The following is a 12,321-nucleotide window of genomic DNA, read 5'->3' on the forward strand; positions in this document are numbered from 1 at the left end:
CGCAAAAAAACGTCAGAACACCATTGTCTCGCGCGTTTGCTTGGCTAGTGTCCCGATTCGCTTGACGCGGTTTGAGGGTTCCTTTAGTCGCCGCGATTTTACCCTTGGGATTGCATGTACACGCTCTATCATCATCCGTTCTGTCCGCATTCGCGCTTTATTCGCCTGGTGTTGGGCGAACACGGCCTCGACCTGCGCCTGGTCGAAGAGCGGGCCTGGGAACGGCGCGAAGGGTTTCTCGTGCTCAATCCCGCGGCCAACACCCCGGTGTTGATGGCCGACGGCTTTCCGCCGATTCCGGGAGCGGGCATCATCGCCGAATATCTCGACGAGACGCACGGCCTGGAGGCGGGCGAGCGGCGGCTGTTGCCGGCCTCGATGGAAGAGCGTGTCGAGGTGCGCCGGCTGATGGCCTGGTTCAACGAAAAATTCTTTGAGGAGGCGTCGAACCCGCTGGTGACCGAGCGCATCTACAAGCGCTTCATGAGCGAGGAGAACGGCGGCGGGGCGCCGTCAACCGACGTAATCCGCGCCGCCAAGGTCAATGTGCGCTATCATCTGGCCTATATCGGCTGGCTGGCGCAGACGCGGAATTTCCTCGCCGGCGACCGGTTGACTTACGCGGATCTCGCCGCCGCGGCGCATCTTTCGGCGATCGATTATCTGGGCGATGTGCCATGGCACGAGGACGAGGCGGCAAAGGCGTGGTACGCGCGGGTGAAATCCCGCCCGTCGTTCCGCCCGCTGCTCAGCGAATGGCTGGCGGGCGTGCCGGCGTCGCGCACCTACGTGGACCTCGACTTCTGAACAAGGCCGTCAAACTCTCCGGTGCCGATCTGAAAGCCGCGCTCGCACGCGAGGCGGAGACGCTGGGCTTCGACTGTATCGGCGTGACCGATGCCGAGGGAATCGGCAACGCCGCAAGATATTTTCGCGAATTCCTCGACGCCGGCGCGCATGGCGACATGGACTGGCTCGCAGCGCAGCCCGAACGGCGGATGGATCCGCGCGTGCTGTGGCCGGGCGTGCGCTCGATCATCATGCTCGGCTTCAATTACGGCCCCGATGAGAACCCACTCGCGCTTCTCGAACGACGGACGTGTGGCGCGATCTCCGCCTATGCGCAGGGCGATGACTATCATGACGTCATCAAGAAGCGGCTGAAGATGCTGGCGCGATGGCTGGTGGCAGCGTCAGGCGAAGAGGTGAAAGTTTTCGTCGATACCGCAGCCGTGATGGAAAAGCCGCTGGCCCAGGCGGCCGGCCTCGGCTGGCAGGGCAAGCACACTAATCTGGTCTCGCGCGAATTCGGCTCATGGCTGTTTCTCGGCGCGATCTTTTCTGCATCCGACCTGCCGCGCGATGCGGCCAACATTGACCACTGCGGCTCCTGCAATGCCTGCCAGGAGATTTGCCCGACCGCGGCGTTCCCCGCACCGTACAAGCTCGATGCACGGCGCTGCATCTCGTACCTGACGATCGAGAACAAGGGTGCGATTCCGCACGAATTCCGCAAGAGCATCGGCAACCGCATCTATGGCTGCGACGACTGCCTTGCGGTGTGCCCGTGGAACAAGTTTGCGCAAGCGGGCCGCGAAGCCAAGCTGGCCGCGCGCGCCGCGTTGCGCGCCCCGTCGCTTTCCGAACTGTCGCGGCTCGACGACGCCGCGTTCCGCGCGCTGTTTTCGAAATCGCCGGTCAAGCGCATCGGCCGCGACCGTTTTGTCCGCAACGTGCTGATTGCGATCGGCAACGCCGATGACGCGTCGCTGGCGGCGGAGGCCGAACGCTTGCTGGATGATGCAAGCCCGTTGGTTCGTGGCGCGGCGGTTTGGGCGCTGTCGCAGTTGGTCGAGCGGGAGAGCTTCGAGGCGCTGGCAAGGAAGACGATGAGCAGCGAGCCGGATGAGAGCGTCCGTGACGAGTGGCTCTTTGGCGGGAGCACCACTGCCAGACCCTCATCCTGAGGAGCGCTCAACGCGTCTCGAAGGATGTAGCCACAGTCGGGCCTGCATGGTTCGAGACGGCGCGGAGCCTGTCATCGGGCCGCGCTACGCGCGGACCCGGTGGCGCCCCCTCCCGATGAGGGTTTTAGTGCCCTTGATTTCGTGCATCCAAATCCGCCATGGTCATCAGCCATGACAAAAAATCAGCCCTTCTTCACCCACGATCGCGACAGCGACGCCTTCATGCCCACGCCCGTCTCCAACGGCCCGTGGGACCCCAACTCCCTGCATGGCCGCATCGTCATCGGCCTGCTCGCCCATGTGATCGAGCAGCGCCACGGCTCCGACGATTTCGTGCCGGCGCGGCTCACCGTCGACATGTTCCGCCTGCCGAACACCACGACACCGATCGAAGTCACGACAAAACTGATCCGCGACGGCAAGCGCATCAAGGTGGTGGAAGCCGAGTTCTTCAGTGGCGGCACCAGCATGGCCCGCGCTTCCTGCCAGTTATTGCGCAAGACGGAAAACGCGCCGGGCAATGTCTGGTCGCCGCCGAACTGGGACGCGCCGAAGCCTGCGGACATTCCAAGGCCCACCGATGCCAGGCTCGGCATGAACGGCAAATGGACCACGCGGCCCATCGTGGGCCACATGGGCTCGCTCGGCCTGCGGCGGCTGTGGATGAGCGAGGTGCGCGAGCTGGTCGAGGGCGTGCCGATGTCGCCCTTCGTGCATGTCGCGACCGGCGCGGACTTTGCCAGCCCCTTCGCCAATGCCGGCGACCAGGGCCTCGGCTACATCAACAGCGACGTCACGCTCTATCTGCACCGGCTTCCGGTGACACCATGGGTCGGATTCGAGGTGGTCAACCACCACGCCACCGACGGCATCGCGATCGGCGAATGCTGGCTTTACGACGAACAGGGCCCGATCGGGACGTCCACGGTGGCGGCGCTCGCGCAGCGCAAGCCGATGACCAGCGTACCGCCGCCGTGAGGCACGGGCGCCTTAGGCCGTCATGCCCCGCGAAGGCGGGCATCCAGTATTCCAGAGACTTTAGCGATAGAACCGAAAAGTCACGGCGTACTGGATCGTCCGCCTCCGCGGACGATGACGGCGGAGAAGCCTCTCACTCCACCAGATGCCGCTTCATCTCGGGTCGCGCCTTCAGCGCCGCGCCCTGTTTGGCAACGATCTTGGCGATGCGCTCAGGCGCGAACTTGATGTCGACGAAGGCCGGCGCGGTGTTGGCGACCTCGTGGTACTCCGTGATCTTGCCGTCGCGCAGCCGCATGATCGCAACGCCTTCGAACATGGCGCGCGCGCCTTCGGCTTCCGGCAGCGTCGAGCGGTAGCTGAAGGTATAGCGCGCGTAGAGCGTATGTCCGTCGCTGACGGGATCGTGCATGTCCCAGCGAAAATCGGTGGCCGTACGATAGAACCAGTCGTCGATCATGCCTGCGATTTTCGCCCGGCCTTCGAACGCGCCGTAGAACACATCGTGATAGACGCCGTCGTCGGTGAACAGTTCCGAGAATGCCTTGCCGTTGCGTTGCTCGACGGCATCGCAGAACGCGCGGAGCATGGTGGATAGGTTCATGGCGTTGCCTCCCCGCTCGTGACTTTTCTTCCCCTCTCCCCTTGTGGGAGAGGGTGGATCGAATGAGCGACAGCTCATTCGAGACGGGTGAGGGGTATGTCCCCGCGGAGAGAACCCCTCATCCGGCGCTTCGCGCCACCTTCTCCCACAAGGGGAGAAGGAAAAAAACTTCACCCCATCTCCGCGACCGCGGCCATGATCCGCGCAATATCCTGCGGGCGCGACAGGCGGTGGTCGCCGTCCTGGATCATGGTCAGCACCACGTCCTCGGCCGGCAGCCGGTGCGCCAGCGCGAAGGCATGCTGCCAGGGCACATCAGGATCCTGCGCGCCCTGCAGGATGCGCACGGGGCAGCCGACCTCGATGGCGCTGCCGAGCAGCAGATGATTGCGGCCCTCCTCGATCAGCGCGCGGGTGATCGGATAGGGCGCGCCGTCGCCATACTCAGACGGCCGCATCCACACGCCCTTGGTCCTGATCTCCTCGCGGACCTCGTCGGAGAAAGCGTTCCACATCAACTGCTCGGTGAAGTCGGGCGCCGGCGCGATCAGCACCAGCCCGGCCAGCGTCGCCTGCCTGGCATCGCGGTTGGCGATGGCGCGCGCCAACAGCAGCGCCATCCAGCCACCCATCGACGAGCCGATCACGACCTGCGGGCCTTGGGCGAACTGCTCGAACACGGCGACGGCCTCTTCCAGCCAGCGCCCAATGGTGCCGTCGATGAAAGCGCCGCCCGACTCGCCGTGGCCGGAATAATCGAACCTGATGCAGGCGCGGTCGCGTTCCGCGGCCCAGGTGTCCAGCGCTAAGGCCTTGGTGCCCCGCATGTCGGAATTGAAGCCGCCGAGCCAGAACAGCCCGGGTCCGCTGCCGGCACGGGCCCGCACGGCGATCCGGCGGAGGCCATCGCCCGACCCCACCTCGATAAAGGTCGGTTCCTGGTCGATTGGTGCTGAATTGGTCATGGATCTGTCACCCTCACCCCCGTCGCTTTTGTCCGCGAGCCCGCTTCATCGGTCAAGCATGGCCTGACTTTGCTTGCGCATCAGGCCGCCGAGCTATATTTGCCTGAAGTGACCGAAATGCCTCGCATTTGACGGTTTTCGGGCGCAGACCGTGAGTCGGCTTGCTGTTATCAGCGTATTGCTTCAAACTACGGCCCTTCCTTTCACAACTTTGGAGAGTTACCCATTCGCCGTCCCAACAGAGCCCCGCCCGCTGCAACCAAAGACGGGCCGCGCACCAATGATGAAATCCGCAACGCACAGATCCAGCTGATCGATCAGACCGGCCTCAACCATGGAACGGTCGAGACCGTGGTTGCCGTCAAGATGGCCCTCGAAGCGGGCATGGATCTCGTCGAGATTTCGCCGAACAACAATCCTCCCGTTTGCAAGATCATGGACTACGGGAAGTTCAAGTATTCCGCGCAGAAGAAAGCCGCCGAAGCCCGCAAGAAGCAGAAGGTCGTCGAGATCAAGGAGATCAAGCTGCGGCCGATGATCGACGATCACGATTACGACGTGAAGATGCGCGCGATGCAGCGGTTCTTCGAGGAAGGCGACAAGGTCAAAATCACCTTGCGCTACCGTGGCCGCGAAATGGCGCATCAGGAAATCGGCACCAAGCTGCTGGACAAGGTCAAGGCCGATGTCGCCGAGTTCGCCAAGGTCGAGCAGGACGCACGTTTCGAAGGCCGCCAGGTCGTGATGGTGCTGGCGCCGCGTTGAGTTGAATTCACGTGCTATCAAACGGCCCGTCAGATCTGGCGGGCCGTTTTCGTTTCCGTAGCCGGGATGGAGCGCAGCGCAATCCGGGAAAGTCGATACGCGTATGCACCGGCCCCGGATTTCGCTGCGCTTCATCCGGGCTACGAACTGCGGACTCAGTTCCGCGTGGCCTGCCAGGTGCCGCTGCAGCGGTCGCCAGTGATGATGCCATGCCATGCGCCCGCGCCATAGCCGCGGGCGAGCCGGCCGCCGCCGCTGGCTCTGGATGCGCCGACCGAAACATTGACCGCCACGGTCCCGTTGCGGTTGACCGAGCCGGAAACCCGGCCGCCGCCGGCCGACGAAACACGGCTGCCGGCGACCATGAACGGCACGCTGTAGCCCGAACTGCAATTGCCCCTGGTGGTGGCGAAGACCACGTTCCAGGTGCCGTCATAAGCGCCTCCGGCTCTCCTGATCGCCGCATCTGCCCCTCCGGACATGGTCGCCGCTGCCAGCGCCGCGAGCACGGGAAGCCAGCGCCGGGCGCGTCGGCCTGACAAGACGTTCAAACAGCCAATCATTTGTCGAAAACGGGTCATTTCTTCTTGCTCCGCACCGAGGGTTGACGACATCACCACGTAGGTAGTTCCCCGGTTCATCATTGCCAATCGGCCGATCCTCTGCCATAAGCCCCACCTTCATCGCCCGGCTGATCAAGGGCTGCCGTGTCGGTGTCCGTGCGGGTTATCTCGGTTTTGAGAAAACCTGAGCACTTTCAACGCTCTAACGAGCATTTTAAGCCGCAAAAGCGCCCCTCGGGCGCATTTTTCTGTGGCCGATAGGAGAGCCAAATGCCCAAGCTGAAGACCAAGTCAGGCGCTAAAAAGCGCTTCAAGGTGACTGCCACCGGCAAAGTGATGCACGCCCAGCGCGGCAAGCGCCACGGCATGATCAAGCGGACGAAGAAGCAGATTCGTCAGCTCCGCGGCACCCGCGTGCTGTTCAAGACCGACGGCGACAACGTCAAGAAGTACTTCTTGCCGAACGCCTGATCGCGCTCGCAATCACGCTTTAGCCGGCCGCGCATGCGCGGCGATCCATCATCGATTTTAAAATTCAAGGATAGCAGTCATGTCTCGCGTCAAACGCGGTGTGACCTCTCACGCCAAGCACAAGAAAGTCTACAAGGCCGCCAAGGGTTTCCGCGGCCGCCGCAAGAACACCATCCGCGCCGCCAAGGCTGCGGTCGAGAAGGCCGGCCAATATGCCTTCCGCGACCGCAAGCGCAAGAAGCGCACCTTCCGCGCGCTCTGGATCCAGCGCATCAATGCCGCGGTTCGCCCGTTCGGCATGACCTACAGCGTCTTCATCAACGGCCTGTCCAAGTCGGGCATCACGGTGGACCGCAAGGTGCTGTCGGATCTCGCCATCACCGAGCCTTCGGCGTTCCAGGCGATCGCCGAGAAGGCCAAGGCCGCTCTGGCGGCCTGAGGCGGAGCGCTAGCGGGGCTTCGACGGCCCCGTGCCTTTCTGCGCACGTTGCGAGTAGCGCCGGGCGACTTCCGCCCGGCAAAAGGCCGTGAACGAGAGATACATGGTGCCGGATTCGTTCCGGTACTTTCGATCGCAAACCCCCATCTCGCGCGTGTAGGCCTGCTTCTGCGGCGCTTTGAGACGTCCAAGGAAATCGCCCTCGCACTTCTTTTCGACGGCAGCGCCAAGCCGAACGTCGCCGCTGGTGCCAAATTCGCAGTCCTTGAACACCTTCATCGCGCGCTCGCATCCGGGCGAGGCGTCGATCACGTCGACGATCTCATCAAGGGTCATCGATTTGTCGAGACAGAACGCGGCAACCGCGGGGCCACTGCCGAGCCACACAATACCGGCCAGCACGGCCGCCGAGGGACCAAAACGCATCGCGCTCTCCTTGATCTGACACATCTTGGTAGGGCGCCCGGGATAAGGGTTCAAACGCACCGGATCGCCCGGCCTGCCATAACGGGCTTTTTGCTTGACGTTTTGGCCCCCGAGCGGCGACAACCCGGCGGCCTTTTGCGAAAGAGATTTGACCGTGTCCGACCTTGCTACACTTGAAAACTCCATTCTCGATGATATCGCCTCAGCCGGCGATGAAGCAGCCCTCGAAGCCGTGCGCGTCGCAGCACTGGGCAAGAAGGGTTCGATCTCGGCGTTGCTCGCAACGCTCGGCAAGATGTCACCGGACGAGCGCAAGACCCAAGGCGCAGCGATCAACCTCGCCAAGGACAAGGTGACCCAGGCGCTTTCGACGCGCCGCGACATCCTGAAGTCGGCAGCGCTCGATGCCCGGCTTGCCTCCGAAACCATCGACGTCACGCTGCCGCTGCGCGAGGCGCCCGCGGAAGCCGGCCGCATCCATCCGCTCAGCCAGGTCTTCGAGGAGGTCAACACGATCTTCGCCGACATGGGTTTTGCGATCGCCGAAGGTCCCGACATCGAGACCGACGATTACAACTTCACCAAACTGAATTTCCCCGAGGGCCATCCGGCCCGTGAGATGCACGACACCTTCTTCTTCAACCCGAAGGAAGATGGTTCGCGCATGCTGTTGCGCACGCACACCTCGCCGGTGCAGGTGCGTACGATGCTGTCGCAGAAGCCGCCGATCCGCGTGGTTTGCCCGGGGCGCACCTATCGCATCGATTCCGATGCGACCCATACGCCGCAATTCCATCAGATCGAGGGCCTCGTCATCGACAAGGGCTCGCATCTCGGCCATCTCAAATGGATCCTGCACGAGTTCTGCAAGGCGTTCTTCGAGGTCGACCACATCAACATGCGGTTTCGCCCGTCGTTCTTCCCGTTCACCGAGCCCTCGCTCGAGGTCGACATCCAGTGCCGGCGCGACAAGGGCGAGATCCGTTTCGGCGAAGGCGAGGATTGGCTCGAAATTCTTGGCTGCGGCATGGTGCATCCGAACGTGCTGCGCGCCTGCGGCATCGATCCCGACGTCTACCAGGGCTTTGCCTGGGGCATGGGCCTCGACCGCATCGCGATGCTGAAATACGGCATCGCCGATCTGCGCCAGTTGTTCGATAGCGACGTGCGTTGGCTCAATCACTACGGCTTCAAGCCGCTCGACATCCCGACACTGGCGGGGGGGCTGAGCTCGTGAAATTCACCCTCTCCTGGCTGAAGGAACATCTCGACACCGACGAGCCGCTGGAAAAGCTTGCCGACAAGCTCACCATGATCGGGCTCGAGGTCGAGAACATCGAAGACAAGGCGAAGGCACTGGCGCCGTTTTCCATCGCGCGGGTGATTTCGGCCGAGCAGCATCCGAATGCGGATCGCCTGCGGGTGTGCATGGTCGATACCGGCGACGGTGGCGCACCGGTGCAGGTGGTCTGCGGCGCGCCGAATGCGCGCGCTGGCCTTATCAGCGTGTTTTCGCCGCCCGGCACCTTCATCCCCGGCAAGAACATCACGCTCGGCGTCGGCACGATCCGGGGCGTTGAGAGCCGCGGCATGCTGTGCTCGGCGGCTGAGCTGCAGATTTCCGAGGACCATGACGGCATCATGGAACTGCCAGCCGATGCGCCCATCGGCAAGGGATATGCCGAATGGGCAGGCCTCGGCGATCCCATGCTCGAAATCAATTTGACTCCAAACCGCCAGGACTGCACCGGCGTGCACGGCATCGCGCGCGATCTCTCCGCCGCCGACATGGGCAAGTTCAAAGACCCCGCCATCAAGCCGATCAAGGGCGAATTCCCCTGCCCGGTGAAGGTTGCGGTGGAAGACGCCGCGTTGTGCCCGGGCTTTGCGCTGCGGCTGGTGCGTGGCGTCAAGAACGGCCCGTCGCCGGAGTGGCTGCAGAAGCGGCTGACGTCGATCGGGCTACGGCCGATCAATGCGCTGGTCGACATCACCAATTTCATGACCTACGACCGCGCCCGGCCGCTGCATGTGTTCGACGCCAGGAAGGTGAACGGCAACCTCACCGTGCGCCGCGCCAGGGATGGCGAGAGCCTGCTGGCGCTTGACGGGCGCACCTATACGCTCGACAGCAACATCTGCGTGATATCAGACGAGCACGGCGTCGAGTCGCTGGCGGGCATCATGGGCGGCGAGACCTCGGGCTGCGACGAGAACACGACTGATGTGCTGATCGAATCGGCGCTATGGAACGAGATCAACATCGCGCAGACCGGCCGCAAGCTCGGCATCAATTCGGATGCCCGTTATCGGTTCGAGCGCGGCGTCGATCCGGCCTTCATGGTGCCAGGGCTCGAACTCGCGACCAGGCTCGTGATGGAGCTGTGCGGCGGCACGCCGTCGGAGAACATCGTCGTTGGCAACGCCTTCGGCGAGGACCGCATCATCGATTTCCCGTTGAGCGAGGTTAAACGTCTGGCAGGTATCGAAGTGCCGCTGGCCGAAATGCGACGCATCCTCAGCCATCTCGGCTTCATGATCGCCGGCAGCGGCCCGGTGGTGAAAGTCGCGGTGCCCTCGTGGCGCACCGATGTGCACGGCAAGGCCGACATCGTCGAGGAGATCGTGCGCATCGTCGGCGTCGACAAGGTGCCGATGACACCGTTCGAGCGCGGCGACGATGCCCGCAAGCCGGTGCTGACGGCGATGCAGAATCGCACCCATCGGGCCAAGCGCGCGCTGGCGGCGCGCGGCATGGTGGAAGCCGTGACCTGGTCGTTCATTTCCAAGCCGCACGCCGAATTGTTCGGCGGCGGACAGGCCGAGTTGGCGCTCGCCAATCCGATCGCCTCCGACCTCTCCGACATGCGGCCGAGCCTGCTGCCGGGCCTCGTCGCCGCGGCGCAGGCCAACGCCAATCGCGGTTATCAGGACGTCGCGCTGTTCGAAGTCGGTCAGATATTCAGGGGCGATAGACCTGAGAACCAGTTCGTCGCGGCCTCCGGCGTGCGTCACGGCTTTGCATCCTCAAAAGGCATGGGCCGGCACTGGTCGGGCTCTGCCATGGCCGATGCGCTCGACGCCAAGGCCGATGCGTTCGCCGTGCTCGCGGCAGCCGGTGCGCCGATGCAGGCGCTGCAGATCGTACCTGCTGGAGCCAGCTGGCTGCATCCGGGGCGTTCCGGCACCATCCAGATCGGGCCGCAGAATGTGCTGGGCTATTTCGGCGAATTGCATCCGCGCACGCTGGAAGCGCTCGGCGCCGACGGCCCTTTGATGGCGTTCGAAGTCATCCTCGACCGTATTCCCGACGCCAAGAAGAAGCCGACCCGGGCCAAGCCGTTGCTCGACCTTTCCACGTTCCAGCCGGTGTCGCGTGACTTCGCCTTCATCGTCGATCGCGGCGTCAAGGCCGGTGACATCGTGAGATCGGCGCAGGGCGTCGACAAGAAGCTGATTACGGATGTGACCGTCTTCGACGTCTACGAGGGCAAGGGCATCGATCCCGACAAGAAGTCGGTCGCGATTGCCGTGACGATCCAGCCCCGCGAGAAGACGCTGACCGACCAGGAGATCGACGCGGTGGCGGCGAAGATCGTGGCCGAGGTAACGAAAAAGACCGGTGGCGTTCTGCGCGGATGAGCCCACTCGGCCTCATCCCTGCGGAAGTCAGCCTCCATGCGGCGATCGCCATCTGCGCGGTCGCCTTCGTCTCGGGAACGGCGCGGGGCTTTTCCGGATTCGGCTCGGCGCTGATCTTCATGCCGCTCGCAAGCTCGATCGCCGACCCGCGGCTGGTCGCGGCACTGCTCCTGATCATTGATTTCATCGCCGCCGCGCCGCTGCTGCCGGGCGCGTGGCAAAAGGCCGACCGCAAGGCGACCTCTATCATGGTGTTCGGCGCGCTGATCGGCGTTCCCATCGGCACCTATTTCCTGAGCCGGCTCGAACCGGTGACGACGCGCTGGATCATCTCCGTCTTCGTGTTCGCGCTGCTGTTGCTGCTGCTCTCGGGCTGGCGCTACCGCGGCAAGGATCACGCGGCAGTCTCGGTCGGCATTGGCGGGCTATCCGGCTTTTGCAGCGGGCTCGCCCAGACCGGCGGCCCGCCGATCGTCGGCTACTGGCTCGGCCGCACGCTGCCGTCCGTGATCGCGCGCGCCAATATCCTGCTGTTCTTCGGCGCGTCGGATTTCTTTTCTGCCGTCAGCTACGCCACCGCCGGACTGATCACAATGGATGCGATCAAGTTCGCCGTGGTGGTCGGCCCGGTCTACGGAATCGGCGTCTGGTTCGGCGCCTCGCTGTTCGGCAAGGCCAGCGAAGCCGTCTTCCGCGCCATCTGCTATGCGCTGATCGCAGCCGCCGTGATTTTTGGCCTGCCGGCGCTGGATGGCTTGCTGCGCTGATACTAGCGCCGGTCCTGTAGGGTGGGCAGAGGAGCGAAGCGACGTGCCCACCCTACGAGAGGTCGCTAACCGGGAACCAGATCGCAATACGCATAGCCATCGCGTTCGACGCGCTCGCCGGTTTTCACGTCAAGCCGCCTCGAAAACATCGGCCCGGCCACCACACAGGTATGAAACTCGCCGTTCTCGCCGCAAGGATCGACGCCTTCGGGCAAATCGGCCAACAGGCTTGCATCGAACGTTCGGCCTGCAAATTCCGCCGGCAGCTTCTTCAGATCGACGGTGGCGAGATGCGCTTCTAGTCCGCTTGCAATCATTGCCCGTGCCAACTCCGGCGTCGGCCGCTCCCACAATGGAAACACCGGCGTGATGCCCGTGCCCGCTAGCTTCTGTTCGCGATAGGCGCGGATGTCCTGAAGGAACAGATCACCGAAGATCATGTGCGTGACGCCGCAGGCCACGGCTTGCGCAACCGCCTCGCCCATCCGCGCTTCGTAAATCTCGTTCGGGCAGGGATAGGGGATCGGCACGATTCGCTGCGGCAGGCCCGCGGCCTCGCATTGCGCCTGCAAGATCTCCTGCCGCACACCGTGGATCGAGACCCGGCCGAACGTCTCGGTCACCGTGGTCAGCGCGCCGACCACGTCGAATTCACCCGCGCGCCGCACTTCATGCAGCGCGAACGCCGAGTCCTTGCCGCTCGACCAGGAGATCAGTGCTTTCCGGCGCGCCAT

14 protein-coding genes are annotated in these 12,321 nt (G+C 63.7%); 9 read left to right on the top strand and 5 right to left on the bottom strand.

Annotated elements, in window-relative coordinates:
* Nucleotides 1-114 precede the first annotated feature (114 nt).
* The 3 genes from ACPPVP_RS00685 (at nt 115) to ACPPVP_RS00695 (ending at nt 2,945) form a co-directional block, all read left to right on the top strand.
* Nucleotides 115-807, top strand: a complete 693-nt coding sequence (locus tag ACPPVP_RS00685; protein WP_426530335.1) for a glutathione S-transferase family protein — start codon at nt 115-117, stop codon at nt 805-807.
* A complete protein-coding gene (gene queG, locus ACPPVP_RS00690; RefSeq protein ID WP_426530337.1) occupies nt 756-1,967 on the top strand; it encodes a tRNA epoxyqueuosine(34) reductase QueG in 1,212 nt (403 codons plus the stop codon). Before ACPPVP_RS00685 ends, queG begins: the two co-directional genes overlap by 52 nt.
* Nucleotides 1,968-2,138: 171 nt before the next feature.
* Complete coding sequence (locus ACPPVP_RS00695) at nt 2,139-2,945, top strand: thioesterase family protein (protein WP_426530339.1); 807 nt, start codon at nt 2,139-2,141, stop codon at nt 2,943-2,945.
* Between the two features lie 133 nt (nt 2,946-3,078).
* Here the strand turns inward: ACPPVP_RS00695 and ACPPVP_RS00700 are convergent, their stop codons facing one another.
* Together ACPPVP_RS00700 and ACPPVP_RS00705 are read right to left on the bottom strand one after the other, a co-directional pair.
* The gene (locus ACPPVP_RS00700; RefSeq protein WP_426530341.1) at nt 3,079-3,549 is read right to left on the bottom strand and encodes a nuclear transport factor 2 family protein; all 471 of its coding nucleotides are present in this window, start codon (nt 3,547-3,549) and stop codon (nt 3,079-3,081) included.
* 170 nt (nt 3,550-3,719) lie between these two features.
* The gene (locus ACPPVP_RS00705) at nt 3,720-4,514 is read right to left on the bottom strand and encodes an alpha/beta hydrolase (protein ID WP_426530343.1); all 795 of its coding nucleotides are present in this window, start codon (nt 4,512-4,514) and stop codon (nt 3,720-3,722) included.
* Between the two features lie 225 nt (nt 4,515-4,739).
* Between ACPPVP_RS00705 and infC the strand changes: the two genes are divergently transcribed.
* The gene (gene infC, locus ACPPVP_RS00710) at nt 4,740-5,279 is read left to right on the top strand and encodes a translation initiation factor IF-3 (protein WP_426538373.1); all 540 of its coding nucleotides are present in this window, start codon (nt 4,740-4,742) and stop codon (nt 5,277-5,279) included.
* Nucleotides 5,280-5,434: 155 nt separating this feature from the next.
* Here the strand turns inward: infC and ACPPVP_RS00715 are convergent, their stop codons facing one another.
* A complete protein-coding gene (locus tag ACPPVP_RS00715) occupies nt 5,435-5,860 on the bottom strand; it encodes a hypothetical protein (protein ID WP_426538375.1) in 426 nt (141 codons plus the stop codon).
* A gap of 252 nt (nt 5,861-6,112) precedes the next feature.
* On the opposite strand from ACPPVP_RS00715, the gene rpmI reads away from it, so the two are divergent.
* Nucleotides 6,113-6,313, top strand: a complete 201-nt coding sequence (rpmI, locus tag ACPPVP_RS00720; protein ID WP_008539890.1) for a 50S ribosomal protein L35 — start codon at nt 6,113-6,115, stop codon at nt 6,311-6,313.
* 79 nt (nt 6,314-6,392) lie between these two features.
* Nucleotides 6,393-6,752: a 50S ribosomal protein L20 gene (gene rplT / locus ACPPVP_RS00725; protein ID WP_426530346.1), complete on the top strand. Its 360-nt coding sequence runs from the start codon at nt 6,393-6,395 to the stop codon at nt 6,750-6,752.
* A 9-nt stretch (nt 6,753-6,761) separates the two neighbouring features.
* On the opposite strand, the gene ACPPVP_RS00730 is transcribed toward rplT, so the two are convergent.
* Nucleotides 6,762-7,178, bottom strand: a complete 417-nt coding sequence (locus tag ACPPVP_RS00730) for a hypothetical protein (protein ID WP_426530347.1) — start codon at nt 7,176-7,178, stop codon at nt 6,762-6,764.
* Between the two features lie 154 nt (nt 7,179-7,332).
* Between ACPPVP_RS00730 and pheS the strand changes: the two genes are divergently transcribed.
* The 3 genes from pheS to ACPPVP_RS00745 are packed head-to-tail and all read left to right on the top strand — an operon-like array spanning nt 7,333 to nt 11,587.
* On the top strand, nt 7,333-8,415 hold the full coding sequence (gene pheS / locus ACPPVP_RS00735; RefSeq protein WP_426530349.1) for a phenylalanine--tRNA ligase subunit alpha: 1,083 nt from the start codon (nt 7,333-7,335) through the stop codon (nt 8,413-8,415).
* A complete protein-coding gene (gene pheT / locus ACPPVP_RS00740; protein WP_426530351.1) occupies nt 8,412-10,820 on the top strand; it encodes a phenylalanine--tRNA ligase subunit beta in 2,409 nt (802 codons plus the stop codon). The genes pheS and pheT overlap by 4 nt, the downstream gene beginning before the upstream one ends.
* Complete coding sequence (locus ACPPVP_RS00745) at nt 10,817-11,587, top strand: sulfite exporter TauE/SafE family protein (RefSeq protein WP_426530353.1); 771 nt, start codon at nt 10,817-10,819, stop codon at nt 11,585-11,587. Before pheT ends, ACPPVP_RS00745 begins: the two co-directional genes overlap by 4 nt.
* A gap of 65 nt (nt 11,588-11,652) precedes the next feature.
* Here ACPPVP_RS00745 and ACPPVP_RS00750 read toward each other — a convergent pair whose 3' ends face one another.
* A complete protein-coding gene (locus ACPPVP_RS00750; protein WP_426530355.1) occupies nt 11,653-12,321 on the bottom strand; it encodes an ATP-binding protein in 669 nt (222 codons plus the stop codon).

The organism is Bradyrhizobium sp. McL0615, assembly GCF_049993905.1.
Taxonomy (GTDB): Bacteria; Pseudomonadota; Alphaproteobacteria; order Rhizobiales; family Xanthobacteraceae; genus Bradyrhizobium.

Bases quoted from the DNA above. Each gene is read 5' to 3' on its own strand.
- ACPPVP_RS00695 (WP_426530339.1), top strand. From the start codon at position 2,139: ATGACAAAAAATCAGCCCTTCTTCACCCACGATCGCGACAGCGACGCC.
- ACPPVP_RS00750 (WP_426530355.1), bottom strand. From the start codon at position 12,321: ATGGCGCGCCGGAAAGCACTGATCTCCTGGTCGAGCGGCAAGGACTCG.
- queG (WP_426530337.1), top strand. From the start codon at position 756: ATGGCTGGCGGGCGTGCCGGCGTCGCGCACCTACGTGGACCTCGACTT.
- ACPPVP_RS00715 (WP_426538375.1), bottom strand. From the start codon at position 5,860: ATGACCCGTTTTCGACAAATGATTGGCTGTTTGAACGTCTTGTCAGGC.
- rpmI (WP_008539890.1), top strand. From the start codon at position 6,113: ATGCCCAAGCTGAAGACCAAGTCAGGCGCTAAAAAGCGCTTCAAGGTG.
- rplT (WP_426530346.1), top strand. From the start codon at position 6,393: ATGTCTCGCGTCAAACGCGGTGTGACCTCTCACGCCAAGCACAAGAAA.
- ACPPVP_RS00745 (WP_426530353.1), top strand. From the start codon at position 10,817: ATGAGCCCACTCGGCCTCATCCCTGCGGAAGTCAGCCTCCATGCGGCG.
- ACPPVP_RS00730 (WP_426530347.1), bottom strand. From the start codon at position 7,178: ATGCGTTTTGGTCCCTCGGCGGCCGTGCTGGCCGGTATTGTGTGGCTC.
- ACPPVP_RS00705 (WP_426530343.1), bottom strand. From the start codon at position 4,514: ATGACCAATTCAGCACCAATCGACCAGGAACCGACCTTTATCGAGGTG.
- ACPPVP_RS00700 (WP_426530341.1), bottom strand. From the start codon at position 3,549: ATGAACCTATCCACCATGCTCCGCGCGTTCTGCGATGCCGTCGAGCAA.
- ACPPVP_RS00685 (WP_426530335.1), top strand. From the start codon at position 115: ATGTACACGCTCTATCATCATCCGTTCTGTCCGCATTCGCGCTTTATT.